Genomic DNA, 25,828 nt, shown 5'->3' on the forward strand with positions numbered 1-25,828 from the left:
AATGAAAACAACAGTAGCTATAATTGGACTCGGATTGATCGGTGGATCACTAGGTCTAGCATTAAAACGAAATCCAGAAATTCATATTGTAGGTTTTGACCGCTCCTATGCAACTGCTGATGAAGCATTTCGAAGAGGAATCATTGACACGGTCGCACCTTCTGCAAAATCAGCCTGTGAACAGGCTGACTTTGTTGTTTTTGCGACGCCCGTCAATACAACGGTTGCTCTCTTTAAAGAAGCACAAGACTGGGACTTCAAAGAACATGTAATCGTCTCCGATACAGGGAGTACGAAAAAGCCGATTATGGATGCCGCGAAGATCTTACAAGAAAGAGGAATCACCTTTATAGGTGGCCATCCAATGGCGGGATCCCATAAAAGTGGTGTATCCGCTGCGATGGAACATCTCTTTGAGAACGCCTATTACATCCTGACACCGAATGACACAACGACGGAAAAACAAATCGATGATATAGAGAAATTGCTTTCCTCCACCAAAGCGAAATTGATTGTTCTGCAAGCGGAAGAACATGATCGTATGACAGCTATCATCAGTCATTTCCCACATATTGTAGCCTCTTCATTAGTCGGCCGCTTAGCTGCACAGGAAGCACAACAACCATTCGTGAAAAAATTAGCTGCAGGGGGTTTCCGTGATTTAACACGTATCGCTTCGGCAGATCCTGTCATGTGGCGTGATATTACAATTCAAAATCGGGAAGAGTTGTTGTCACAAGTAGACGGTTGGCTCGATGAAATGAATACAATTCGCGTTATGCTAGAAGACAATAATCCTGAGCGTATTTTCGATTTCTTTGCTCAGGCGAAAACGTATCGCGATCAACTTCCTTCTACAAATGAAGGCGCAGTTCAAGGTGCGCTATACATGACATTTGATCTACACATCGACATACCAGATCATCCGGGTATCATTTCCGAGATCACGAAAATTCTAGCAGATGCCAATATTAGTTTGACCAATATACGTATTGTGGAAACCCGTACCGATGTGTACGGCATTTTAGTTGTCAGCTTCCAATCAGCTGCTGAACGCAGGAAAGCTCGTCAAGTATTGACAGCAAAAACGGACTATTCTATGCATGTACTTTAAGAGGAGGAGAGCGTAATGTCAGAACAACAAACGGTTTCATTCGAAAAGCCAGTTCTTCGCGGTGCTTTACAAGTACCTGGAGATAAATCAATTTCCCACCGCGCGGTGATGTTGGGTTCAATTGCAAAAGGCAAAACTACGATCAGTGGTTTTTTGGATGGTGAAGATTGTCTGAGCACAATTGAAATGTTCAAACAGCTTGGCGTAAAGATTACGCGCAACGGAACTTCTGTGACGATTGAAAGTCCTGGCATCGCGGAGTGGCAGACGCCAGTTGGAGCACTTGACGCGGGTAACTCAGGAACGACTGCGCGCTTAATGCTAGGTATTTTATCCGGTTCTTCCGTGACGTCTGAAATGTGTGGAGATCAATATTTATCTAAGCGTCCGATGAAACGTGTGACGAATCCTTTGGAGCAAATGGGTGCAGATATCAAAAGCAAAGGATCAGCGGATTACTTACCACTTACAATTACTGGTAAAACATTGCAGGCAATCGATTATTTGATGCCAGTTGCTAGCGCGCAAGTAAAGTCTGCTGTATTACTTGCAGGTCTTCAAGCCAAGGGGACTACGTCTGTTACAGAAATTACTGTATCGCGGGATCACACGGAACGTATGTTAGTACAATTTGGTGCGAAGCTGGAACAACAAGACAAAGTAATCCGGATCGAAGGTGGGCAACAACTAACAGGGACTGATGTCGTCGTACCAGGAGACATCTCTTCTGCGGCTTTTTTCATGGTAGCCACGGCATTGGTTGAAAACAGTGATGTATCGTTCCTAAAAGTTGGATTGAACCCTACTCGTACAGGTATACTAGATGTACTAGAAGCGATGGGCGTGGAAATCGAACTATCAGATGAAAAAGGCTTTTCGGGTGAGCGTTATGGCACTGTACGAATTAAGCATTCGCGCCTGCGAGGAACTGAAATCGGTGGTGATTTGATTCCAAGATTAATCGATGAACTTCCTGTACTTGCTTTATTAGCAACACAGGCAGATGGAAAAACCATTATAAAAAATGCTGAAGAACTTCGTGTCAAAGAGACGGACCGTATTGAGGCAGTTGCTACGGAATTACGGAAGCTCGGAGCGGATATTGAGACTACGTCGGACGGTATGATTATTCATGGTCCGACACCACTCACAGGTGCCACACTTCAATCCTACGGTGATCATCGTCTAGGCATGATGGCAGCGGTAGCGGGATTGATTACATCAAGTCCTGTTCAGATTGATAACCCATCTTGTATCGCGATTTCCTATCCGCGCTTTTTCGAAGATCTTTCGCAGCTAGTTAATCAATAAAGTAGAGTAGAAAGCTCGGGTGAAAAAATGAAGATATTGCAGGAATTGGAGCAAACAGTACTGAATGGAGATTTAGATGTACTTCATGATGAAATACAGAAACTGCAAGCTACCAATGAGTATGACACATTATACAATGTCGCAAATCTATTGATCGAATATGGATTCGTCAGACAAGCTGACGATATTTTTTCTCAGTTGTTGCTCGTATTCCCTGATGAAGCGCAGTTGAAAATAGATCGCGCTGCGGCTTTACTTGAACTTGGTGAAGAGGATGAAGCCTTACTATTACTGACGGACGTCTCGCCAGACGAAGAAGAGTATGTCCAAGCATTGCTTGCACAAGCGGATTATTATCAAATGCTCGGACTTGCCGAAACGGCATTATCTAAAGTGCGTGAAGCCGCAACATTGGCCCCGCATGAACCGGTAATCCAACTTGCGCAAGCAGAACTTCTATTGGAGTCAGGTAGATACAGTGAGGCTGTGAGAATTTACGGGAAGCTTAATGAGACAACTGAAGAGATCGCAGGCGTTCGTCTATCTTCGCGACTTGCAGAAGCATACAGTGCAGGTGCTGCGTACGAGGAAGCCATTCCGTTCTACGAGGCATTACTGGACAAGGAAGTAAATCCTGAAGAGTTGTTTGGATTAGGGTTGGCTTACTATCAAACTGCTCGTTACTCGGAAGCGGTCACACGTCTTGAGCAGTTGCTAGAAATGGATCCAGATTATTTCTCCGCTTATATGCTTGCAGGTCAAAGCTACGCGCAACAAAATGAAGATGAAAAAGCGTTGGAGTTTTTTAAAAAAGGTATTGAACGAGATGAGTTCGATAAAGAGTTGCAGCTGGCCGCAGGGAAATCTGCGTTGAAACTGCAAATGCCAGAACAGGCAGAAGAGCACTTAAAAGAAGCTCTCGTTTTAGATCCGGAGTATATTGATGCAATTGTCACACTTGCTTCAGTATATGAAAATCAGGAAGATGACGAAGCGTTAATTGATCTGCTGACGTACTCTGAAGTCGATCAATTAGAAATCCCTTTACTTCATGCTTTCCTTGCATATGCCTATGAACGTACAGAAGATTACGAAAAAGCGTATGAAATGTATTTCAAAGCATATGATGGGATGAACGAGGATGCTGCTTTCTTAGATCAATATGCACGATTCTTGCTGGAGGAAGGTAAGCGCGATGAAGCGTTACCAGTAATTCAGCAGCTAGTAAGAATCGCTCCGCATGATGAGGAATGGATCGCATACATCGCGCAATCTGAAGAGGAGGGATAGGATGAAGGCCGTGGTTCCTGTAGCTGCTAAAAAAGAATTTTTAAGGTGGTTTTTAAAGCGCTATCGATTAAAGCGCCGGGAATGTGTATGGATTTTAAATTATCTTCTCAGCAACGAACATTTATTAATGAATGTTCATTTTACAAATGAGGCACATCACTGTCCACGCGCCATGATTATTTCCACAACAGAGGTGGATAGTATTCCGTTTCGCTTCTACAAGGGAAATTTGATGACGGCTGATGCGGAAAAGTCATTTCACGACCTTAGACTGCATCCAGACGAGGATATGTTCATCCAACTGAATTTCAAAAACAGCAACAAATGTCCTGAGTATGCAAGTGTGGCGGAAGAGAATCCGTATCTGCCGGAGGATCTGCTGAAGAAAAAGAAAGACCAACAAATAGCTGAAAAGCTATTGGAAGAAAGTTTCACGTTAACGACCAATGACATGTTATTGAAGAGAATCGACGAAGCGCTGGACAACGGCGACCGTGAGCTGTTCATTAGCTTGACAGCTATGTTGAACGAGATGAAAAAAGATAAAGACATCAGCCAATGATTTCGCCCTCCGCGGTGGAATCATTGGTTTGCGTTGTGGAAAAATATAAGCTAAACTTTACTGAGTAATATAAGGAGGAATGACAATGAACTGGGTTCCAAAAGATATGGATACATATATAACTCAAAAAGAATATATTGATACCGTCGTAGTACCTTTAATAACGATAGACACACGGCCTGAAATGATGAAAAACAGTGCATCCTCTTCTGAGTTTTTAATGAATCTATCTATGTTCATAGAGAAGCAATTTAAAGGACGTATGATGTTCTTACCGCCCGTTTCATACACGCAGTCAACAGACTTGCAACAAATGGCGAACACGTTATCACAAGATTTGAAGAAGTCTTCCTTTACGCATGTCTTCTATCTTACCACGGATTCTAAGTGGACGAGCGTGGCGGTAGAAGGTAAGGTCGTCTGGCTTCCGTCCATTCCGCTCGAGACGATGGACAACCATCTTCGACAGACCATCATGGAGGATCAGCTACGTCAAGTACTGACACACTTTATGGAGAGTTGGAATGTGCAGTAGGGTGATAAATAGTGAAGACAGAGTTCAGGATTGTCACGCTCTTTTGATATAGAACTTGAACTAAATGAATTTTAGTGTCATTATCAGTACAGTCATACCTAAACACCGTCCTCAGAAGAGTACAAGCACTAATCGGGACGTATTTAAAGGTTGATTGCCGTTTGTCACCAAATCTTAATATTTGTCCACAAACTTAAGTACCTACTAAAAGCATTATTGAATTTAGTTTCATATTGATATATCATAGATATGTCCTAGTATTACAATTAGCAAAAGAATGTCCGTGGGACTGACTTTGGAGTAAGAGGAGGGAAATTACTGATGAGCAATAAAGTGTCAAGACGCACGTTCCTAAGCTATACATTAATGGGAACTGGTGGGTTCATGGCCTCTGCAATGCTGATGCCGATGATTCGTTTCGCAATTGATCCCGTTCTGGCTAGTGCCGGCGGTTCCGACATGATTCCAACACCGCAAAAAGAAGCTGATCTCTCGGAAGTACCAGTTCGTGTCGACTATACAATCAAAGATCGACAAGATGGATGGTATACTTCTGACGAGTCTAATACGGCTTGGGTCTACAAAGAAGGCGACAAAGTCATAGCACTTTCACCGGTCTGTAAACACTTAGGGTGTACAGTAAACTGGGAAGGCGACGAGCATAAAAACGAATTTTTCTGCCCATGTCACGCTGGACGTTATAAGAAAAATGGTGCCAACATTCCAGGATCACCGCCACTTGGACCGCTTGATGAGTTTGAAGTTGAAATCATCGACGGATTTGTCTATCTTGGTGGAGTAATACCGAACACATTAGTCTAAAGGGTAAGGGGGTACGACCGCAGTGTTAAATAAAATTTATGATTGGGTGGATGAACGGTTAGATATCACACCAATTTGGCGAGATATCGCTGACCACGAAGTACCTGAGCACGTAAACCCTGCACATCATTTTTCTGCATTCATCTATTGTTTCGGAGGTTTGACGTTTTTCGTAACGGTTATCCAAATCTTGTCTGGTATGTTCCTGACAATGTATTACACACCGGATATTGAAAACGCATGGAAATCAGTTTTCTACCTTCAGAACGATGTTGCATTCGGTGAACTTGTGCGTGGGATGCACCACTGGGGAGCTTCGTTAGTTATCGTAATGATGTTCCTACATACTTTACGTGTATTCTTTACAGGGTCTTATAAGAAGCCTCGTGAATTGAACTGGATCGTCGGCGTAATGATTTTTGGCGTCATGCTAGGTCTAGGTTTCACAGGATATCTATTACCTTGGGATATGAAAGCTCTATTTGCAACAAAAGTTGGGATTGAGATTGCCGCGTCAGTACCTTTCATCGGAGAGCAGATTAAAATTCTTCTCGCGGGTGATTCCACGATTCTAGGTGCACAGACGTTAACGAGATTCTTCGCGATTCATGTATTTTTCCTACCGGCTGCTTTGCTTGGGTTGCTCGCAGCACACTTTATCATGATCAGAAGACAAGGTATTTCCGGACCACTATAAGAACCAATTTTTTGGTTAGGGTCATCTGAAATTTAAGAAGGAGGGAATAACATGCACCGCGGAAAAGGGATGAAATTTGTCGGGGATTCGCGCATCAAGGCTTCAGGCAAGATGTCGAACACACCCAAAGATTACTCAGAATATCCGGGTAAAACCGAGGCATTCTGGCCAAACTTTCTATTGAAAGAGTGGATGGTTGGAGCAGTTTTCTTAATCGGCTATCTAATCGTTACACTCGCACACCCGTCACCGCTTGAGCGTCAAGCGGACCCGACGGATACAATGTATATACCGATACCAGACTGGTATTTCCTATTCATGTATCAGCTATTGAAATATGAATTCGCATCCGGTCCTTATAACGTGATCGGTGCGATCGTCATTCCAGGATTGGCGTTTATGGCATTAATGCTAGTTCCTTTCATGGATACAACAAAGGAAAGACGTCCGTTTAAACGTCCGTTGCCAACAGCCTTCATGATTCTTTCATTCTTAGCTATCTTCTACTTGACTTGGGAATCAGTCGAAAACCACGACTGGGAAGCAGCAAAAGTTCAAGGTGCTATTGTGGACGAAGTAGAATTTGATGAAACGGCTGAAGGGTATGAGATTTATCAAGGCTCTTCCTGTATTGGTTGTCATGGTGACTCATTCCAAGGTGGACTGGGATTACCGTTAACTAACACAGGTATGACAGCTGAAGAAATTGTTGAAATCGCTCATGATGGCCGAGGTACAATGCCTGCTGGCACATGGGAAGGTTCAGATGAAGATCTTCAAGTACTTGCTGAATTTATAGCTGAGCTAGAATCGAAGTAAGAAAAAGAGTCAGGAAACTGACTCTTTTTTTTATATATTGATCTTTCATTAAACTTTACATAAAACTACTATATTCCAATGGAAGTGGTGATGTTTTTGCGAATGTTATGGCCACAAATCTGGATGACCCTTTCCCATAAATCATTCTTATGGATTCTTCTTTTTATTAATATAGTAGGTTCGGTCTACGGATATGATTGGTATATGTGGCAACTGGAAATCACAGAACCGAAATACTGGATTTTCGTACCGGATAGTCCTACAGCTACTTTGTTCTTTTGTATAGCTATAATAGGCTGGCTACTGAATCGAAACTTCAAATTGATGGAAGCACTCGCATTCATCACTTTAGTAAAGTATGGCTTATGGGCGGTCATTATGAATGTGTTGACGCTCGTTGTAACCGGTTCAATTGGTTGGGTAGGTTGGATGTTGATAGGCTCCCATTTCGCAATGGCATTGCAAGGCATCTTATACTCTCCCAAATATAAATTTACAGCTTGGCATATTGCCATTGCGGCTATTTGGACACTTCATAATGATGTAATCGACTATGTCTTCGGACAAATGCCAATTTATCACGACCTTTCGCAATTTAGTCCTCAAATTGGCTATTTCACATTTTGGTTATCCATAGCTTGTATTGCTTTGGCTATGTGGAATTATAAGTCGAGACTGGACATACAAGTATTGAAAGCGTAGTTAATAGTTGCAGTAAGCACGTAAACATTATAAAATTAAGGCAGAGAGAAAGGGGAGAGATAGACGTGTTCTGGATTTACTTTGGTATCATTTTATTGCTTCCTATCTATGCGCAATTTAAAGTGAAAAGCACATATAAAAAGTATTCAAAGATTCGTTCTACTTCTGGAATGACGGGTGCTCAAGTAGCGAGACTTATTCTGGATCAAAATGGTTTACATGATGTAAAAGTTGTGGAAAGCCAAGGATTCTTAACGGATCATTATAATCCATTGACAAAGATCGTGGCACTATCGACAAGTAACTATCACGAATCATCTGTAGCAGGTACTGCAGTAGCAGCGCACGAAGTCGGTCACGCTATTCAAGACAAAGAGGCTTACTCATTCTTACGTTTCCGCCACAGATTGGCGCCAGTCGCAAGTTTGACTTCAAACGCATCCTGGGTATTCATCATGATTGGGATTATTTTCTCTAGCATGAACTCTTTGCTAGGTATCGGAATTCTGTTGATGGCAGTTGGGGTGCTATTCCAAATTGTTACATTGCCAGTAGAGTTTAATGCATCATCACGTGCGATGGATCAAATCGTGCAACTTGGCATCATCCGTAATGAAGAAGAACCACAAGCGAAAAAAGTACTGAGCGCAGCCGCGATGACATATGTTGCTGCAACTGCAGTAGCTGTACTGGAGCTAGTTCGTTTGATTTTAATCTTTACCAACCGTGACTAATAAATACAAAATCCTTCTGCTATAGCAGAAGGATTTTTTTAATCACTGATTGGCCTTTTTTGTTCATCCAATGTAAATCCTTCACCCATTACATCATGTACTTCCATCATGGAGACGAATGCTTCGGGATCTACAGCAGTGATGAGGTTTTTCAAACGAATCATTTCATTTTTCCCGACCACGCAGTAGAGTATTTCACGGTTTTCTTTTGAAAAATGACCGTAACCTTTGAACACCGTCACGCCTCTCTCCATGGAATTTGCTATGTTCGTAGCGATTTCATCCGGGAAGTTCGTTACAATGAATGCACCTCTCGCGGAGTACGCTCCTTCTTGCACGAAATCAATGACGCGTGCTCCAACGAAAAGCGCAACCAATGTATACATCATCGAGCGGTAATCTAAATAGACAGCCCATGATAACAAAATGATAGCAGCATCGAACACAAACATTGTTTTACCCATCGTAATTCCATATTTTTTATGTACGAGTCTTGCTATGATATCGGAGCCGCCTGTCGTACCACCGCTTCTAAATATAATACCTAGTCCTACACCGATGAATACACCAGCAAATAGCGCGACTAGGAACAGATCACCTTCCATATGGATATTCACTTGATACTGCATGAACACTTTAATAAAAATCGACACTGCCACCGTACCGATGACAGTATAGATGAAGGAACGCCTGCCAAGCATTTTCCAGCCAATTAAAAACATAGGGATATTCAGTAATAAGTTTAGTAAAGCAGGATCCCAGTTGAAAGCAAACAGTAGAATTAATGTAATTCCGGTAAATCCACCTTCTGCAAGTTCATGCTGAATCGTAAAGTTCACGAGTCCAAAACTAAATAGCGCTGCACCTAACATAATCAATAAAATATTCCGTACACGAATTCCAGCGAACAAACACACCACTCCTCCTGTTAATTGATTCTGGATGTAATCGAACTTCTTGTTTATGTAGCTTGTCCTACGTACGCACTTATAATCATTTAGTGATACGTCCACTATTCATAGTATGTGCTAAATATTATATTTTGACAATAGCCAGAAGAATGCATACGATAGGAAGGGGAGTTGATAGCGTTGACTAAAACGATGGAACAATTGCAACGAGATGTTGATACATACATAACAGGTTTTAAAGAAGGATACTTTCCTCCAATGGAACTCATCGCACGACTGACGGAAGAGTTGGGGGAATTATCCCGTGAAGTACAGGATCGCTACGGGATGAAGAAGAAAAAGTCTACTGAAGCCATCCGAACGTTGGAGGAAGAAACGGGCGATCTATTATTCGTCTTAATTTGTTTTGCTAACTCTCAACAAATCGATTTATCCGAAGCGCTAGATACCGTATTGACAAAATTCAACACAAGAGATAAAGATCGCTGGACCAAAAAGGAGGAAAAGAATGATGATTAAATTAGCAATAGCAGGTGCACGTGGAAGAATGGGTGGGACTGCTATAGTCGCAGGAACGGAAGCGGCGGATATAGAGATTGTAGCAGTACTCGATTATAAACATGATGGGGAATATTTACATAATGGAACAGTATCGGATGCTGAAGGTGGAATACCGATCTTCACATCGCTTGAAGCGTTGCATGCTACGCACCATCCTGATGTATTACTCGATGTCACAGATCCCGATGCAGTATTTTCAAACGCAAGTAAAGCATTGTCACTAGGCATGGATGTAGTAATTGGAACATCTGGATTGACGGCTGAAATGCTCAAAGACTTAGAAAGTTTGTCTAATGAACAGCAAAAAAGCTGTATTATCGCACCGAACTTCTCGATTGGTGCTGTTCTCATGATGAAATTTGCTCAACAAGCTGCCCGTTACTTAGGAGATGTTGAAATACTTGAAATGCACCATGATCGAAAATTGGATGCACCGTCCGGAACAGCTGTGAAAACGGCAGAGATGATCCGTGAAGTACGTGCAGCACATATCCAAGGCCATCCAGAAGAACAAGAGAAGCTTACAGGTGCACGTGGTGCCGATATCGAAGGAATGAAGATTCACAGTATTCGTTTACCGGGATTACTCGCACATCAAGAAGTATTACTTGGCGGTGAAGGGGAATTGCTCAAGATCCGTCACGACTCTTTCGACCGGAAGTCCTTTATGCCGGGTATATTACTTTCGATTCGTGAAGCAGTTTCAACTCCACGATTCATTTATGGGCTTGAAAAAATTATAGATTAAATTTTTGCGGTGAGGCGGTTAACGTATGCAACAAAGAAAATTAAAAGTAGGTGTCATTTGTTATCCATCTCTCGGTGGTTCAGGTGTAGTGGCGACGGAGTTAGGACTCAAAATGGCTGCTAAAGGGCATGAGATGCATTATATTACATCAAGTAGACCGTTTCGGTTTTTAGATATCCATCCGAATATCCATTTTCATGAAGTGACGATTGAAGGGTATGCAGTTTTTAAATATCCTCCATACGACATTGCCCTTGCCAATCGCATTGCGCAAGTCATAGAATCGGAACAGCTGGATTTGCTTCATGTTCACTACGCCGTACCACACGCGATTTCTGCTATTTTGGCGAAAGATATGGCGCAATCATCTATTGGCATCATCACGACCCTACATGGCACCGATGTGACGATTCTCGGTCACGACCCTGCGTTAAAAAACACATTGTCGTATGGTATGAATAAGTCCGACCGTGTGACCGCTGTATCTCGTTCATTGCGCAATGAAACGATCGAGTTGCTGCAGCCAACGACAGAAATACAAACGATTTATAATTTCATTGATGAAGAAAAGTATTATCCACGTGAAGTGAAACATCTTCGGGAAGAACTTGGTATTGCGTCCGATGAAAAAGTTCTTATCCACATATCCAACTTTCGAAAAGTGAAGCGCATTCCGGATATTATTGAAAGCTTCCGTTTGCTTGATAAGCAACATAAAGCGAAATTGCTGTTAGTGGGTGAAGGTCCAGAGAAATTTTATTTGGAAGAATTCGTTAAGACCCATGGATTGCAAGACGATATTTTCTTCTTAGGTAAGCGTAACGATCTGCCCGAATTATTGTCTATTAGTGAAGCGATGTTGTTGCTTTCAGAGAAAGAAGCATTCGGTCTCGTGCTGCTTGAGGCTTTTGCTTGTGGTGTGCCCGCTGTAGCAAATGCGATCGGTGGCATTCCGGAAGTGGTTCAAGACGGTGTCAACGGATTCTTAGTAGAACTAGGAGATGTACAAGCCGTTGCTGATCGTCTGACACAGTTGCTAAGTGATTCCAACTTGCATCAACAAATGAAAAGCAATGCTTTGCGCACAGTGCAGGAAGAATTCAGTTCCGAATCAATTGTAGCGCAATATGAGGATTTATATTATGAAGTGGCGGCGATGAAATGACCATTTCTTTCGGTTCAGCAGCAAGTCGGCAAGTAATTAAAGAATTGCAGGCAGCAGGTTATGAAGCTGTCTTTGTCGGTGGTGCAGTACGTGATGCCGAGCTTGGTAAAAAACCACTAGATATTGACATTACAACTTCCGCTACACCGTCTCAAGTCAAAGAAGTGTTTAGACGTACAATTGATGTGGGCATTGAACACGGTACGATTCTTGTGCTGATGCATGGAGAGCCTATTGAAGTGACGACATACCGCTCAGAAACTACAACGAGTGATTCCGTCTATGTAACAACGTTGCGAGAAGACTTGCAACATCGTGATTTTACAATCAATGCGCTCGCTATGACAGTAGACGGGGAACTCATCGATTTATTTGATGGACTTGAAGATATGAAGCGAAAAACCATCCGTGCTGTTGGAAAGCCTGAAGAACGCTTTCAAGAAGATCCACTGCGAATTTTCCGTGCTCTGCGTTTTTCGTCCGTATTGGACTTTACTATAGAATTGGAAACATTACATGCGATGAGAACACTGGCTCCTTCATTGCACGGTGTTGCGATTGAACGGATCAAAACAGAAATGGATAAACTGTTTCAAGGTCAAAATCCTTCACAAGCTTTTCATTACGGATGTGAAATTGGATTGCCGGAACTTTATCCCGAATTATTTATAGCGTTTGAATCACTGGATCGCTATACACCATTTCTTGACGCGCTTCATGGCTTTGCTGCGATGCTTGCTATAACGGATATGAACGCAACAGACCTGGCCCGGCTCTTCAAATTATCCAATAAGGAAAAACGCTTCTTGAAACAATTTGAAGATGCCTATGCGATACGCACACAACGAGCGTTTGATCTATGGGATTTCTATAGCTTTCCAACCGATATACTAGAAGTAGTGGGAAAGGTCTTTAACGTAAATCATGAGGATTTTATTGTAAGCAAACAGCAAATTGAAGAGTATAAACAACAACTACCGATTCTGCAACGCACAGACCTATCATTCACTGGGAAAGATTTAGTAAAATGGTCTGGGAAAAATGGTGGGAAATGGACAAGTGATTGGATTATGAAAATTGAACGAGCAGTTGTCTACGGACAAATTGAAAATGACGCACAGGCGATAAAGGAATGGTTTATAAATGAAATCTCCCGTGAAAAGTGAATTATTGAAACGACTATTTGCTGCACAAGGTGAGCCTATATCAGGCCAAGATATTGCCGATGAGTTCGGTCTTTCGCGCACAGCAATCTGGAAATATATTAAAGAACTTGAGGAAGAGGGCTACGAAATCGGGTCACAACGTAAAAAAGGCTATTATTTAATCGAAGCACCCGATTTGGTTAACCAAGGGAATATCACAGAATATTTAACGACAGAACGCTACGGTCGAAACATTAAATATTTCACAACAGTGCCCACTACACAGACAATCGCACATGAGGATGCGCAAAATGGAGCAGAAGATGGCACATTAATTATTTCAGAAGAGCAGACGGCGGGTAAAGGGCGTTTGGCAAGGCCTTGGACATCAAAAGCCAATCGCGGTATTTGGATGAGTTTGATCATTCGGCCTGATTTGCCACCTCAACAAGCGCCGCAACTGACACTCGTTGCAGCGGTGGCTATCGTTCGTGCAATTGAAGAAGTGACGGATATTCAACCGGTTATTAAGTGGCCAAATGATATATTAATCAATGGAAAAAAAGTCACAGGTATCCTAACAGAGCTTCAGGCCGATCCTGACCGTGTCAAAGCCATTATTTTAGGGATGGGAATTAACGCCAATCAGCAGCTAGCTGATTTTCCGGAAGAATTGCAAATGATTGCGACTTCATTACGCATTGAAAAAGGAGAAATGATTGATCGTGCACAATTAGTGGCAACCATTCTAAAGTACCTGGAGCAATATACAGACTTATATGTAGAAAAAGGATTCGCACCGATTAAAATTTTATGGGAGAGCTATGCTGCGATAACGGGTAAGAAAATCAAAGCGAATATGGTTCATGAAACGGTTGAAGGTATTGCACTTGGTATTTCCCATGATGGCATGCTAGAACTTCAATTGGCAAACGGCACGGTGCGTGGAATTTATTCTGCAGATATCGAAGTTAAGAATTAAAACTATACAGAATCTTACTGTTTTGATATAGTGTACGCATAGGGCGGTATCGATTTTGGAGCTGCACCAGTTTGGCAAATGAATTATATAAGAAATCTGCCTTGATCTATTTAGACAGGGACGGAGGAAGCATGATCAAACGCTTACGCAACCCTTCTGTCCATATTTGGATCAGTAGGGTTTTAATTTTGGTTTTTTTGCCTACCAAACGCCTGCTGAAATCAGACGTAAAGGAGAAGATTAACAGTGAAATCCACAACAGATTTTTCAAAAATGAAAGCAAATGGTGAAAAAATCAGTATGTTGACAGCATACGATTATCCGACAGCACAAATTGCAGAACAAGCAGAGATTGATGTACTTCTTGTCGGAGATTCTCTTGGCATGGTTGTGCTCGGCTATGATTCGACAGCACATGTAACACTTGATGAAATGAGTCATCATGGTAAAGCAGTTCGACGGGGTGCAAAAGATACATTCGTGATTGTAGATATGCCATTTGGTACGTATCATGGTTCCGCTGACATGACATTACAGAATGCTTTACGTTTATTCCAGGAAACGTCTGCAAATGCTTTGAAAGTAGAAGGCGGTGGTGCGGTCATCGAAAAAATCCAATTATTGACGACAGCTGGCATACCAGTATGTGCGCACTTAGGATTGTTGCCGCAGTCTGCCGGAGTCAGTGGTGGATACAAAGTACAAGGGAAAACGGCAGCTGCAGCTAAACAGTTAATTGAAGATGCCAAAGCGTGTGAAGCAGCGGGTGCGTTTATGATTGTAGTGGAATGTATTCCTTTCCAATTGGCGAAAGAAGTTGCGCAAGCAGTTTCTATTCCTGTTATTGGAATAGGTGCGGGTGCTGAAGCAGATGGGCAAGTACTCGTATTCCATGACATGGTGCGCTACGGTAATCATAAACTACCAAAATTCGTCGAAAGTTACGCAGAAGTCGGTAAAGATATCGAAGGTGCTATGAGGTTATATAATTTGGCAGTGAAAAACGGAACATTCCCTTCTGAAAGCCATCGCTTTACGATGAGGGAAGAAGAACTTGAAGCATTATACGGAGGCAAAACACTATGAGTACTAGTGCCACCATGCAAATTGTTCGGTCGATTGCGGAATTGCAAAATATCCTAAATCCGAGAAAACGTGAAGGACGCACAGTAGGTTTCGTACCGACCATGGGCTTTCTTCATGAAGGTCATTTGGAGTTGGTAAAAGAAGCCAGAAGAGACCATGATATTGTCGTTATGAGTATTTTCGTTAATCCAGCGCAGTTTGGGCCAGGAGAGGATTACGAAGCATATCCACGCGATGAGCAACATGATGCAGAACTCGCTTCGACAGCAGGAGTCGACTATTTATTTATTCCTTCTGTTGAGGACATGTATCCGCGCAAGAGCGGCATCAGAATTTTGCCTGGAGAACAAGCATCACGTCTTTGTGGAGCTTCAAGACCAGGACATTTCGACGGAGTGTTGAAAGTACTCTTGAAATTATTTAGCATCGTCGATCCAGATGAATCGTATTTTGGAATGAAGGATGCGCAGCAACTAGCGATTATTGAAACGTTTGTTTGTGATTTCAATCTTCGCACATCGATCTCACGTGTACCTACTGTGCGTGAAGAAGACGGACTGGCCAAAAGTTCGCGTAATGTTCGTTTGCTTGAACATGAACGAAATGAAGCGAGTGCAATCTACCGTGCACTATGCCAAGGGAAACGTAGCTATTACGAAGGTGTTCCACTGCAAGAAGTAGCGAAGATCGTGCGCAAAGTGATTGAAGAAGAAACATCTGGCACGATTGATTACGTCGAAGTGCTTGCGTATCCATCGTTGGAAGAGAACCTTACTGATACCGAAGAAGTCATCTTGGCCGCTGCGGTACAATTTACTTCCGCGAGACTAATAGATAATATTATTATGTCAACTATAAAGGATGAGAAAAATGTTTAGAATGATGATGAATGGAAAATTACATCGCGCGACTGTTACGGAAGCCAATTTAAATTACGTAGGGAGCATTACGATCGATGGTGCGCTATTAGAGGCTGCGGGTATGTTACCGAATGAGAAAGTGCAGATTGTCAACAATAATAACGGTGCGCGCTTTGAGACGTATATTATCGAAGGGGAGCCAGGCAGCGGAGTCATTTGTGTCAATGGAGCTGCAGCTCGTCTTGTGCAGCCGGGCGACATCGTGATCATTCTATCCTATGCGTATGTTTCGGACGAAGAGGCACGTACTCATCAGCCGACTGTGTTGATTATGGATGAACAGAATCATGTGAAGGAAGTCATCACGGAAAAACCAGGTGTCGCTATATTCTAAAAAGTATTGAACCCTCCATTTGATAATTATTTGAATGGGGGGTTCTTTTGTAATACATTGAAACCAAAACAGGTTTGCATGCAGGAGGCTAGAACGTGGGATTTACGCTTTTTTGTGGTCACTTCACTTTAGTTGTCTTACATGGGTTTGTTCCTCTGAGTAGCCTCCGCTTCCGCTACAATCCCGAACCGTCACCAAAATTTTCCTTTATATTTGTTCAAACTATGGAGTTTCTTTTTGGCTGATGCAAGACGTGAGTCGTCATGGTATATGTGATACAATTTGCATTAGAAACCAAATAGGAAGTTGATGATGGTATGTCTACAAGCAAATATGCAGTTGTCGATTTGGAAACGACCGGTCATTCGCCTTTAAATGGTGATCGGATCATTCAAATTGCAATTGTTTTTATAGAGAACAATAAAATAATAGATACATATATGCGTTACGTACATCCAAAGCGCCCGATTCCACCTTTCATTCACCAACTAACATCCATTGGTGATGAGGATGTAAAAGACGCTGCCCCTTTTGAAAAGATTGCACAAGAAGTGGCTGATTTACTTACGGGATGTATTTTTGTCGCGCATAACACAGACTTTGATGTATCGTTTCTACAAAAAGAATTGGTTCGCTGTGGGATATCAAAATGGCATGGTAAGACGATCGATACCGTGGAACTAGCGAAAATTATGTATCCCACTTTACCAGGCTTTCGTTTGCAAGATATTGCTGAATCATTAAATATATCATTAAAGCAAGCGCATCGAGCAGATGATGATGCAGAAGCGACAGCGTTGTTTTTGTTGAAGGCTATTGAGAAAATTAGCACTTTGCCTAAAGAGACGCTAAATCATATGCATGAGCGTTCATTTGCAATGAAATCGGATGTTTCGACATTGTTTTATGAAGCGCTTAAGCAGGCACGTGGAAAGGAAACGTCGAGCGACTATGCGCTATTTCGTGGGATTCCCTATTTAAACTCAACACCAACCCCTGCATCGTGGCCACAGCCAATAGAATTTCCGATCGACACTATGGCGAAAGAACGAGTCATGCAGAAAATTCATCCATCTTATCACGTGAGGGAAAGTCAGGCACATTTGATGGATTTGACATGGCAAGCCTTTGTTGAAAAGAAGCAAATCGCAGTGGAAATTCCAACGGGCGTTGGTAAGACGATTGGCTACTTAGTGCCTGCTTTGATTCGCGCATTTGAAACGAAACAGCCTGTTGTCATTAGTACGTATACGAATCACTTGGTCGATACGCTCGCTGAAGAAGTCCAGAAGCTTGAGAAAGCTTTGCACATGACGATTCCGACGACTGTTGTGAAAGGCATGGCGAATTATATTTCATTGGGGAAATTTGAAGAACTTTTACATTTTAACGATGAGGTTTACGATGATTCCATCACGATTATGCAATTATTAGTTTGGTTAACGGAAACCACAACGGGCGATTTGGATGAAGTCAATGTTTCAGGTGGCGGTCAGCTGTTTATCGACCGTATTCGTAAGCGTTCCATGCGAGTAAAGAAAGATGAACGGGTGGCAGATTTCTATACACATACAGTAAAAAACTGTCAGCAATCGATGATAATATTAACAAATCATTCCATGTTAGTGAACGATCAGCAACGTTATGATCCATTATTCCATTCCATCAGTGGATTGGTGATTGATGAAGCCCATCAAATGAACCAAGCGGCAATACGAACGCACCAACAAGTGTTTTCTTATACGAAGTGGAAGTATGTAATGAGTCAGTTGAACGGTTTAAGTAGCTGCCAACTATTGTTTGATATTCAGGATATCTTAAGGCGATTTCATTTCAATCATAAAATGTCTACAGCACGGCTTCAATATTCATTCAATGAATTCCTGTTCGCATTCGATGAATCCATGCTTATACTGGCGAACTCCAATTCAATTAACGACAGTAAGTCGACAACGAGAACAGTGAAACCATTATCCAAACGTGTGCGGACGAATGAAATCTTCGACAAAGTTTTGCGTAAGATGAATGAATATATCAGTGTGACCGAGAACTATGCAATGCCAATCCAAAATCTGTCGAATGAATTGACGGTACATGAGCAAGCAGCGCTAAGTGAATGGTATTATTGGATCAATGAAATGAAAATTAAAGCTGGCGAGTGGATTGAATTGTTTTTGGAAAAGCCAAACACAAGCACGACCATTTGGATGGAGAAAGACAGTCGAAGTTTACCTGGCAGTTTACAAATTAAGAAAAGTCCGGTAAATGGTTCAGAAGTGATCCGTGATTTTATAGGTACGTTTGAAGGGGAGGCAGGCGTCGTCTGGACATCCGGCACATTAACAGCGGGACAACAGGACCGTTTCGTGCTGGACCAAGCAGGATTGCCTTCTAGCGTACCGCTTTACACATTTGATGCCCCAGCGAACTTCTATGAAGGTGCGCATACATTGATTGTGGAAGATATGCCGGATATCCAGCAAGTTTCAAATGAAGAGTACATCGAAGCAGTAGCAGATGCATTAATCCAAACAGCCGTTGCGATTGAAGGACGCGTCTTTGCATTGTTCTTGTCTCATGATATGTTGAAGAAGACACATCAAGCAGTGATAGACAGCGAGTCCTTACAAGAAGAGTACATGCTAATCGCACAAGGAGTCAGCTCCGGAAGCCGTCATAAATTGCTGAAGACGTTTAAACAGCAAAAGAAAGCAGTGTTATTCGGCACGACAAGCTTCTGGGAAGGTGTAGATGTGCCAGGTGAGCAATTATCTGCAGTGGTCATCGTTCGTTTGCCGTTTACTTCACCTGAAGAGCCACTATTTAAAGCACGGTCAGAAGCTTTAGTAGCGGCCCATAAAAATGCATTTACCCATCTTGGTTTGCCTGAAGCAATACTGCGTTTCAGACAGGGGTTCGGCAGATTGATTCGTTCAACCGATGAACAGGGATTTTTCATCATATTGGATCGACGTATTGACACTAAATCCTACGGCAAATCCTTTTTACAAGCTTTACCTAAGTCATTTGTGAAAAAAGTATCTTTGGAAGGTCTAGTTAACGAGATCGAAAATTGTTATAATAATTGATGTACAAATAGAAAGCAGGTTGGAAAATGAATCGAAAAAAATCTGCGGTTCATTCAATAGGAAGTGACAGTTATGCTCAACTGGATTAAGTTTCTATTCCTATTTTTACTCGCGCTCGGGTTCACGGTTACGATTATCGTTTTCTATCAAGCAGAGAAACCGTTTGCTGTATCGGAAAACAAAGTTAAAGAAGCCATATTGGCACATAACGTACTTGAAAAAGTAGATAAGATGGATCACTATCATGGTAAAACGTCATGGATTACCGTCTATGGTACGGATAAAAACCATCATGAAAAAATCATCTTCGTGGAAGAAGAGACGACAAAAATTTTGAAAGCTATATCAATTAAAGATGGTATCACAAAGCGAATAGCCACGGACATCGTAAAAAAAGAAAAGAACGTCAAAAAAGTCCTCAACGCCTCATTGGGCTTAGAAAATGATACCCCGTTTTGGGAAGTTAGTTATCTGGATGATGAGGATTTCTTAAACTATGCGTATCTGAATTTTGCAGATGGAAAATGGTTAAAGCGTATTTCGAAATTATAGAGAAAAATGGAATTAGAACAAAAGGAGAGCGGTCAATTTGAGAAAGCAATTAGCGTCCAGAGTAAATACTTTATCACCATCTACAACATTAGCGATTACAGCGAAGGCAAAAGAAATGAAGGCATCAGGCATCGATGTGATTGGACTCGGAGCTGGCGAACCGGATTATAATACACCTAAGAACATTTTGGATGCAGCATATCAATCTATGAAGGATGGCAAGACGAAATATACTCCGGCCGGTGGTCTTCCTCAATTAAAGGATGCCATAATTGACAAATTGAAAAGAGACCAAGGATTGACTTATACGCGCAATGAAGTATTAGTCGGTATTGGAGCGAAGCATGTGCTTTATACACTTTTCCAAGTGTTGCTTAATAAAGGCGACGAGGTCATCATACCTTCGCCATTCTGGGTGAGTTATCCTGAACAAGTGAAGCTTGCAGAAGGCACTCCCGTGTTCGTTGAAGGGACAGCAGCTGAGCAGTTCAAAGTATCAGCCCAACAAATCCGTGATGCCATCACGGATCAGACAAAAGCGCTCATTATTAATTCACCGGGTAATCCAACAGGTATGATTTACTCAAAAGAAGAACTCACAGCGATTGCGGAAGTTTGCCGTGAAAAAGATGTGTGGATCATTTCAGATGAAATTTATGAGAAGCTTGTTTATGATGATAAGGAGCATGTATCGATCGCACAGCTTTCAGAAGACGCGAAAGATCGTACATTCATTATTAATGGTGTATCGAAATCCCATTCAATGACTGGATGGAGAATAGGATATATCGCGGGGGATGAGGAAGTAGTAAGCGCAATGACGAATCTCGCTAGCCATTCCACATCCAATCCGACGACGACTTCGCAATACGCAGCAATCGAAGCATATAACGGAACGCAAGATACTGTAGAAGTTATGCGAAAAGATTTCGAGTCCCGCTTGAATCAAGCGTACCCTAAACTTTCTGCTATTCCAGGTTTCCATGTATTGAAGCCACAAGGCGCATTCTATTTATTGCCGGATGTACAGGAAGCAGTAAAGAAGACGGGCTATGCAAACGTAGATGATTTTGCCCATGCGTTATTGACGGAAGCCAAAGTAGCTGTCATTCCGGGCACAGGATTCGGTTCTGACACTACGATTCGTCTTTCTTATGCCACGTCAATCGATCTATTGGAAGAAGGAATTGCACGTATCGATCAGTTTGTACGAGATCATTGGAAAGAGTAAAACAGAAGCGACTGACAAGTTGCTGATGAGAGGAAGTTTCAAATATGCAACAAGATGAACGGCTGAAAATTTGGATGGAGCAGGGAAATGTTTCTATTTCCCAGCTCTTTTTTCAACATTATAAACAATTGTTGATTACGGATACTGACGCCATGGTATTATTGCATTTACTTGCATTTCAAGGAGTGGGGAACCATTTCCCAACTCCTACTGATATCGCGAATCGTATGCAACTGCAAGAAAAAGAAGTAACGAATTGTCTGCAGCGTATGATGCAAAAAGGATTGTTTTCAATTGAGCAAAGTACCGATGAAAATAAAGTGTTGCATGAAAAATTTTCATTTTATCCTCTATGGAAACGATTGATAGAAGAAGTCGAAAAACAATCGATGAAAACAGAAGAAGAAGTGATCAAGCAGGAAGAGGGAGAAATCTTCTCGCTTTTCGAGCAGGAATTCGGTCGCTTCCTATCTCCTATGGAATTTGAAACAATTGGAATGTGGATTGACAAAGATGGTCATTCAACGGAAATCATTCGTGCGGCATTAAGAGAAGCAGTCCTTGCACAAAAAATGAGTTTACGCTATATCGACCGAATTTTATTTGAATGGAAAAAGAAAAACGTGAAAACGATGCGCGATGTAGAAAAGCAGACAAAAGCATTTCGTCCAACAACAGTAGCCACAACACCGCTAGTGCAAACAGCAATTAAAGATGTGCCTTTTTACAATTGGCTTGAAGAACGGGAGTAGGTGATAACGGTGCTGACAAAAAAAGAGTGGCATACATGCCTGCAAACGTTTGAAGAGATGTTTCCTGAAGCGCATTGTGAACTCGTTCATGAGAACGCTTTTGAATTGTTGATTGCGACACTCTTATCTGCACAATGTACGGACGTATTAGTCAATCGAGTGACGGCAGAATTATTTAAAAAATATAAGACACCAGAAGATTATCTTGCTGTACCTATTGAGGAATTACAGCAAGATATACGTTCGATTGGTTTATTCCGTAATAAATCAAAAAATATCCAAGCGCTTAGCCTCCGGTTAATAGAAGAGTTCGGTGGGGAAGTACCTCCTAACCGAGATATCATGATGACGTTACCAGGTGTAGGTAGGAAAACAGCCAATGTCGTCGTGTCGAATGCGTTCGGTGTGCCGGCATTAGCTGTCGATACACATGTTGAACGTGTAGCGAAAAGGCTAGGTATGAATCGCTGGAAAGACCGACCGATTGATGTTGAAGAAAAAATCATGCGTTGGACACCGATGGAACTATGGACACAGACCCATCATCAAGTGATTTTCTTTGGTCGCTATCATTGCAAAGCGCAAAATCCCAACTGTCCAGAATGTCCATTATTGGATTTATGCCGCGAAGGACGAAAAAGGATGAAAGCGAAATGACATACGAACAATTAAAGGAAAACGTGAAACAAATACTCGATATATGGCAACAGCAAAAGCCGGAATTAGAAGAGGCATATGCCATAAATGATTCACGTAAATTGGAGTTCATACAGCCGGCAATCGATCAGCTGGAATGGTTAATTGGGCAAAGTGAACAATTGGAGAATCCCCATACAGGTAAAATGCATCACGCACTTGCGCCAAATAATTATGAGGAACGAATCGAGTTCATCAAACTTCAAAAAAGCAGCCATTATGCATTAATTCAATTGACTATGCTATATGATGAGATGAAAAAGAAAGCAGCACGATTACGCGTTCAACAATAAATAAAAAGAGCGATTCCACATGTGAAGTGTGGAATCGCTCTTTTTTAATTGGCGGAGGCATCGGATGATGTATCGCCCGCATCGTTAGGTTTTTGTCCTTGTCCTTGTCCTTGCCCTTGCCCTGGATTGCCCTGGTTGCCTGGGTTCCCTTGGTTTCCTTGTCCTTGGTTGGACTGACCTTGACCCTGATTTTGATCTGTATTTTGGTCTAGGTTATTCTGATCGTTAGGTGAGTTATTGTCATCTTGATCGTTCGAGCCATCTGGATTCGATTGGTTCGGATTTTCATTATTGGCATCATTGTTGTTACCTGAGTCGTTGTCTGATGGATCATCTCCAGTATTGTTTTGATCATCATGATTGTCATCAGGCTCAACGATAGGTTCATCTTCAATGACCGGTTCATCAGCGCCTTTTATTGAAAGGGAAGCTGTAGCCGAACCGCTCGTATAACCGCCCATAGTGGCACTGACATAGAATGTGTAGCTTTTACCGTATTCCACACCAGAGTAAGTGGTCTGTTTATCGGAAGTCGTCGTGATACTTTGTGCACCACCGCCATCAATAGAAACACTGACGTTGAATGTAGGACTTCCAAGACTGCTGTATTTATTCGGTACATCATAATTCCATTGTAATTGAATCGTATTGGAATTCGCATCGAATTGTGCAGTTAATCCATCGGGACTTGGAATGGAAATCTTTTCAGGAACCGATGCTTTTTTTGGTAATGTTCCTCTGACAAATAATTCATTACTGATGAGATTACGTGAGACGAATGAACTAGCAAGCATAATAGGGTCGCTGCCTTTGACGATTGCGGCTTCTTCGACTGAGTCCGGTTGAACGAACGTACCCGGGTCTTTTGCGATACTGCTCATGACATCTCTAAATAGATTCTGCGGTACGTAACGTCCGTGATCATAGGTTTTAATCGGTGAGAAATCGCCATAACCGCCCCATGTAGAAATGGTGTACTCCGTTGTATAGCCCGTGAACCACGTGTCGGGTACAAAGTGACTTTCCATATTATCTTTTTTCATTTTTTCAGCAGAATAATTTGTTGTACCTGTCTTTCCGGCAATATCCATATTTCCGATGTTTGCTCGCGTTCCAGTTGCTCCATACTCGGTTAAGACATCACGCAATACATCCGTAATCATATAAGCAGTAGAATCTTTCATTGCGGTTACGGGGTCAGGTCGTAAATTCTTTTCTGTCTTCCCGTCACGCAATATAAGCTTATTTACAGTATGGGGTTTGGTATAAATACCGCCATTACCGAAAGCGGCATATGCGCCTGCCATTTGAACTGTAGAGAACTCATCTCCACCCCCAAGTGCGTTGGATGAATCTATACTTTTATACGTAAATCCAAGTTTATTAGCAAAGGCTTCTGCTTTCTTTGGTCCTACTTTTTCAAATGTCTGGACAGCGGGTATGTTTCTCGACCAGTACAATGCCTGCCGCATAGTCAATGTACCAAGGAATTTACCATCAGCGTTACCGATGGCTACACCTGAACCTTTATAGCTGTAAGGTTCATCTACTACCTTTTGACCTGTAGACCAATCGAGTTCTTCAATTGCTGGACCATACGATAAAATCGGCTTAATACTAGAACCTGGTGCACGTTTGACTTCAGCAAAATTCAAGTTGCGCCCCGAATAATTCCGTCCGCCGCCAATCGCTACAATGGCACTTGTTTTCGTATCCAGCACGGTCATGCCGGCTTGCATTTCATCTGATTCATAATAGCTTGAATTATTGATTGCGGCTTCTACTGTTTCTTGTACTTTTGGATCTAAAGCAGTTTGTACGGTGACGCCTTCAGATAAAAGATCGGTAAATCCAGCTGCCTCGATTTCATCCAGTACCGCATCTACATAAGCTGGGTATTTACCGAACACTTCACGATCTTCTTCTGCTAATAGAGTAGAAGTGACTGGTACCTTCTTTGCTTCATTCATTTCCGATGTCGTAATTTTGCCGTGACGCTCCATAAGTGTTAGGACTATATTTCGGCGCTTTTCTGCACGTTCCGGATGTTTAAATGGATTATAGCCGTTTGGAGATTGTGGCATCCCGGCTAACATGGCCATTTCAGGTAAGTCCAGTTCGCTTACTTTTTTTCCGTAGAAGTAATTTGCGCCTGTACCGATGCCGTAGCGTGTACCTGACATGAGAATTTTATTGAAGTACATCTCGAAGATTTCTTCTTTTGTATATTCTTTTTCTAGTTTGTGGGCAAGCCAAGCTTCCTGTGCTTTACGCTTCAATGTTTTTTCATTCTGCAGAAACGAGTTTTTGATGACTTGCTGTGTCAATGTCGAAGCACCTTGTGATCCAAATCCACTACGGAAGTTCGCGACTACGGCTCCTCCAAGACGATAAAAATCGATCCCACCATGCTTAAAGAAACGAATGTCTTCCGTGGCTAGAATGGCATCTTTCAGTTTTTCAGGAATTTCATCGTACGGTACGAAATCCCTTTTTTCTGCACCGAACTTCATGAACACATCGCCGTCTTTTGTCAAGAAGTTAGAGGTGAGGGGATCTTTCAACAGTTCTTCATCTAATTCCGGAGCTGTACTTGCATAATAAGCAAATAATGAAGCTCCACCAACTAGCACCAGAAGGAAAAGTGCTGCAATACCTAGGAGGATTTTCTTCCATAATTGATCTGGAAGCTTTTTCTGTGGCCGCTTTGGTTGCTCCGTCACGTGTTTCTGTCTTCTTGCCGTTCTCGAGTTTATATTATCACTCATCATATTTCC

General features: G+C 42.1%; 26 protein-coding genes. 24 read left to right on the forward strand and 2 right to left on the reverse strand.

Annotated features, from left to right (window positions below):
• The first annotated feature begins 1 nt into the window (after position 1).
• From CSV63_RS01920 to CSV63_RS01965, 10 genes are all read left to right on the forward strand, one after another.
• Positions 2-1,114, forward strand: coding sequence for a prephenate dehydrogenase (locus CSV63_RS01920; protein WP_099694293.1), 1,113 nt, complete (start codon positions 2-4; stop codon positions 1,112-1,114).
• Between the two features lie 15 nt (positions 1,115-1,129).
• Positions 1,130-2,425 (forward strand): 3-phosphoshikimate 1-carboxyvinyltransferase, encoded by a 1,296-nt coding sequence (gene aroA, locus CSV63_RS01925; protein WP_099694294.1) that lies wholly within the window; start codon positions 1,130-1,132, stop codon positions 2,423-2,425.
• A 27-nt stretch (positions 2,426-2,452) separates the two neighbouring features.
• Positions 2,453-3,715, forward strand: coding sequence for a tetratricopeptide repeat protein (locus CSV63_RS01930; protein ID WP_099694295.1), 1,263 nt, complete (start codon positions 2,453-2,455; stop codon positions 3,713-3,715).
• A gap of 1 nt (position 3,716) precedes the next feature.
• Positions 3,717-4,277: a ReoY family proteolytic degradation factor gene (locus CSV63_RS01935; RefSeq protein ID WP_099694296.1), complete on the forward strand. Its 561-nt coding sequence runs from the start codon at positions 3,717-3,719 to the stop codon at positions 4,275-4,277.
• An 85-nt stretch (positions 4,278-4,362) separates the two neighbouring features.
• Complete coding sequence (locus tag CSV63_RS01940) at positions 4,363-4,812, forward strand: DUF2487 family protein (protein WP_158233886.1); 450 nt, start codon at positions 4,363-4,365, stop codon at positions 4,810-4,812.
• A gap of 318 nt (positions 4,813-5,130) precedes the next feature.
• Positions 5,131-5,634 (forward strand): QcrA and Rieske domain-containing protein, encoded by a 504-nt coding sequence (locus CSV63_RS01945; protein ID WP_099694298.1) that lies wholly within the window; start codon positions 5,131-5,133, stop codon positions 5,632-5,634.
• A 22-nt stretch (positions 5,635-5,656) separates the two neighbouring features.
• Positions 5,657-6,331 carry a menaquinol-cytochrome c reductase cytochrome b subunit gene (qcrB, locus tag CSV63_RS01950; RefSeq protein ID WP_099694299.1) on the forward strand — a complete coding sequence of 225 codons (675 nt, stop codon included), beginning with the start codon at positions 5,657-5,659 and terminating at the stop codon, positions 6,329-6,331.
• A gap of 51 nt (positions 6,332-6,382) precedes the next feature.
• Positions 6,383-7,150 carry a menaquinol-cytochrome c reductase cytochrome b/c subunit gene (locus CSV63_RS01955; RefSeq protein WP_099694300.1) on the forward strand — a complete coding sequence of 256 codons (768 nt, stop codon included), beginning with the start codon at positions 6,383-6,385 and terminating at the stop codon, positions 7,148-7,150.
• A gap of 96 nt (positions 7,151-7,246) precedes the next feature.
• On the forward strand, positions 7,247-7,852 hold the full coding sequence (gene lhaT / locus CSV63_RS01960; protein ID WP_369823770.1) for a lipoprotein heptaprenylglyceryl N-acetyltransferase LhaT: 606 nt from the start codon (positions 7,247-7,249) through the stop codon (positions 7,850-7,852).
• 65 nt (positions 7,853-7,917) lie between these two features.
• Positions 7,918-8,586, forward strand: a complete 669-nt coding sequence (locus CSV63_RS01965) for a zinc metallopeptidase (protein ID WP_369823771.1) — start codon at positions 7,918-7,920, stop codon at positions 8,584-8,586.
• A gap of 38 nt (positions 8,587-8,624) precedes the next feature.
• Here the strand turns inward: CSV63_RS01965 and CSV63_RS01970 are convergent, their stop codons facing one another.
• The gene (locus CSV63_RS01970; protein ID WP_099694303.1) at positions 8,625-9,497 is read right to left on the reverse strand and encodes a YitT family protein; all 873 of its coding nucleotides are present in this window, start codon (positions 9,495-9,497) and stop codon (positions 8,625-8,627) included.
• A 192-nt stretch (positions 9,498-9,689) separates the two neighbouring features.
• On the opposite strand from CSV63_RS01970, the gene CSV63_RS01975 reads away from it, so the two are divergent.
• The 14 genes from CSV63_RS01975 (at position 9,690) to CSV63_RS02040 (ending at position 23,051) form a co-directional block, all read left to right on the forward strand.
• Positions 9,690-10,016: a nucleotide pyrophosphohydrolase gene (locus CSV63_RS01975; RefSeq protein WP_099694634.1), complete on the forward strand. Its 327-nt coding sequence runs from the start codon at positions 9,690-9,692 to the stop codon at positions 10,014-10,016.
• Positions 10,006-10,806: a 4-hydroxy-tetrahydrodipicolinate reductase gene (gene dapB / locus CSV63_RS01980; RefSeq protein ID WP_099694304.1), complete on the forward strand. Its 801-nt coding sequence runs from the start codon at positions 10,006-10,008 to the stop codon at positions 10,804-10,806. The genes CSV63_RS01975 and dapB overlap by 11 nt, the downstream gene beginning before the upstream one ends.
• A 25-nt stretch (positions 10,807-10,831) precedes the next feature.
• Positions 10,832-11,971, forward strand: a complete 1,140-nt coding sequence (gene bshA / locus CSV63_RS01985) for an N-acetyl-alpha-D-glucosaminyl L-malate synthase BshA (RefSeq protein WP_099694305.1) — start codon at positions 10,832-10,834, stop codon at positions 11,969-11,971.
• Positions 11,968-13,137 carry a CCA tRNA nucleotidyltransferase gene (locus CSV63_RS01990; protein ID WP_099694306.1) on the forward strand — a complete coding sequence of 390 codons (1,170 nt, stop codon included), beginning with the start codon at positions 11,968-11,970 and terminating at the stop codon, positions 13,135-13,137. Before bshA ends, CSV63_RS01990 begins: the two co-directional genes overlap by 4 nt.
• Complete coding sequence (locus tag CSV63_RS01995) at positions 13,115-14,098, forward strand: biotin--[acetyl-CoA-carboxylase] ligase (RefSeq protein ID WP_099694307.1); 984 nt, start codon at positions 13,115-13,117, stop codon at positions 14,096-14,098. The genes CSV63_RS01990 and CSV63_RS01995 overlap by 23 nt, the downstream gene beginning before the upstream one ends.
• 246 nt (positions 14,099-14,344) lie before the next feature.
• Entirely contained in the window at positions 14,345-15,184 is an 840-nt protein-coding gene (gene panB / locus CSV63_RS02000; protein WP_099694308.1) for a 3-methyl-2-oxobutanoate hydroxymethyltransferase, read from the forward strand.
• Positions 15,181-16,062 carry a pantoate--beta-alanine ligase gene (gene panC / locus CSV63_RS02005; RefSeq protein ID WP_369823772.1) on the forward strand — a complete coding sequence of 294 codons (882 nt, stop codon included), beginning with the start codon at positions 15,181-15,183 and terminating at the stop codon, positions 16,060-16,062. Before panB ends, panC begins: the two co-directional genes overlap by 4 nt.
• Positions 16,055-16,438 carry an aspartate 1-decarboxylase gene (gene panD / locus CSV63_RS02010; protein WP_099694309.1) on the forward strand — a complete coding sequence of 128 codons (384 nt, stop codon included), beginning with the start codon at positions 16,055-16,057 and terminating at the stop codon, positions 16,436-16,438. The genes panC and panD overlap by 8 nt, the downstream gene beginning before the upstream one ends.
• A 317-nt stretch (positions 16,439-16,755) precedes the next feature.
• A complete protein-coding gene (dinG, locus tag CSV63_RS02015; RefSeq protein WP_099694310.1) occupies positions 16,756-19,527 on the forward strand; it encodes an ATP-dependent DNA helicase DinG in 2,772 nt (923 codons plus the stop codon).
• Between the two features lie 72 nt (positions 19,528-19,599).
• Positions 19,600-20,079, forward strand: coding sequence for a cell wall elongation regulator TseB-like domain-containing protein (locus tag CSV63_RS02020; RefSeq protein WP_099694311.1), 480 nt, complete (start codon positions 19,600-19,602; stop codon positions 20,077-20,079).
• A gap of 37 nt (positions 20,080-20,116) precedes the next feature.
• The gene (locus tag CSV63_RS02025; protein ID WP_099694312.1) at positions 20,117-21,310 is read left to right on the forward strand and encodes a pyridoxal phosphate-dependent aminotransferase; all 1,194 of its coding nucleotides are present in this window, start codon (positions 20,117-20,119) and stop codon (positions 21,308-21,310) included.
• Positions 21,311-21,354: 44 nt separating this feature from the next.
• A complete protein-coding gene (locus CSV63_RS02030; RefSeq protein WP_099694313.1) occupies positions 21,355-22,062 on the forward strand; it encodes a DnaD domain-containing protein in 708 nt (235 codons plus the stop codon).
• Positions 22,063-22,071: 9 nt separating this feature from the next.
• On the forward strand, positions 22,072-22,719 hold the full coding sequence (nth, locus tag CSV63_RS02035) for an endonuclease III (protein ID WP_099694314.1): 648 nt from the start codon (positions 22,072-22,074) through the stop codon (positions 22,717-22,719).
• Positions 22,716-23,051, forward strand: a complete 336-nt coding sequence (locus CSV63_RS02040) for a YpoC family protein (RefSeq protein WP_099694315.1) — start codon at positions 22,716-22,718, stop codon at positions 23,049-23,051. Before nth ends, CSV63_RS02040 begins: the two co-directional genes overlap by 4 nt.
• A gap of 44 nt (positions 23,052-23,095) precedes the next feature.
• Here CSV63_RS02040 and CSV63_RS02045 read toward each other — a convergent pair whose 3' ends face one another.
• Positions 23,096-25,819, reverse strand: a complete 2,724-nt coding sequence (locus CSV63_RS02045) for a transglycosylase domain-containing protein (RefSeq protein WP_099694316.1) — start codon at positions 25,817-25,819, stop codon at positions 23,096-23,098.
• Positions 25,820-25,828: the final 9 nt, after the last annotated feature.

The sequence above is a fragment of the Sporosarcina sp. P34 genome (assembly GCF_002743375.1).
Classification (GTDB): Bacteria; Bacillota; Bacilli; order Bacillales_A; family Planococcaceae; genus Sporosarcina.

Excerpts from the sequence above, each read along its gene's own strand:
- bshA (WP_099694305.1), top strand. The coding sequence starts at position 10,832 with ATGCAACAAAGAAAATTAAAAGTAGGTGTCATTTGTTATCCATCTCTC.
- CSV63_RS01935 (WP_099694296.1), top strand. The coding sequence starts at position 3,717 with ATGAAGGCCGTGGTTCCTGTAGCTGCTAAAAAAGAATTTTTAAGGTGG.
- CSV63_RS01930 (WP_099694295.1), top strand. The coding sequence starts at position 2,453 with ATGAAGATATTGCAGGAATTGGAGCAAACAGTACTGAATGGAGATTTA.
- panD (WP_099694309.1), top strand. The coding sequence starts at position 16,055 with ATGTTTAGAATGATGATGAATGGAAAATTACATCGCGCGACTGTTACG.
- CSV63_RS02040 (WP_099694315.1), top strand. The coding sequence starts at position 22,716 with ATGACATACGAACAATTAAAGGAAAACGTGAAACAAATACTCGATATA.
- CSV63_RS01940 (WP_158233886.1), top strand. The coding sequence starts at position 4,363 with ATGAACTGGGTTCCAAAAGATATGGATACATATATAACTCAAAAAGAA.
- dinG (WP_099694310.1), top strand. The coding sequence starts at position 16,756 with ATGTCTACAAGCAAATATGCAGTTGTCGATTTGGAAACGACCGGTCAT.
- CSV63_RS01990 (WP_099694306.1), top strand. The coding sequence starts at position 11,968 with ATGACCATTTCTTTCGGTTCAGCAGCAAGTCGGCAAGTAATTAAAGAA.
- CSV63_RS01975 (WP_099694634.1), top strand. The coding sequence starts at position 9,690 with ATGGAACAATTGCAACGAGATGTTGATACATACATAACAGGTTTTAAA.
- CSV63_RS01955 (WP_099694300.1), top strand. The coding sequence starts at position 6,383 with ATGCACCGCGGAAAAGGGATGAAATTTGTCGGGGATTCGCGCATCAAG.
- CSV63_RS02020 (WP_099694311.1), top strand. The coding sequence starts at position 19,600 with ATGCTCAACTGGATTAAGTTTCTATTCCTATTTTTACTCGCGCTCGGG.
- CSV63_RS01995 (WP_099694307.1), top strand. The coding sequence starts at position 13,115 with ATGAAATCTCCCGTGAAAAGTGAATTATTGAAACGACTATTTGCTGCA.
- CSV63_RS01920 (WP_099694293.1), top strand. The coding sequence starts at position 2 with ATGAAAACAACAGTAGCTATAATTGGACTCGGATTGATCGGTGGATCA.
- aroA (WP_099694294.1), top strand. The coding sequence starts at position 1,130 with ATGTCAGAACAACAAACGGTTTCATTCGAAAAGCCAGTTCTTCGCGGT.
- CSV63_RS02045 (WP_099694316.1), bottom strand. The coding sequence starts at position 25,819 with ATGAGTGATAATATAAACTCGAGAACGGCAAGAAGACAGAAACACGTG.
- panC (WP_369823772.1), top strand. The coding sequence starts at position 15,181 with ATGAGTACTAGTGCCACCATGCAAATTGTTCGGTCGATTGCGGAATTG.
- CSV63_RS02030 (WP_099694313.1), top strand. The coding sequence starts at position 21,355 with ATGCAACAAGATGAACGGCTGAAAATTTGGATGGAGCAGGGAAATGTT.
- dapB (WP_099694304.1), top strand. The coding sequence starts at position 10,006 with ATGATGATTAAATTAGCAATAGCAGGTGCACGTGGAAGAATGGGTGGG.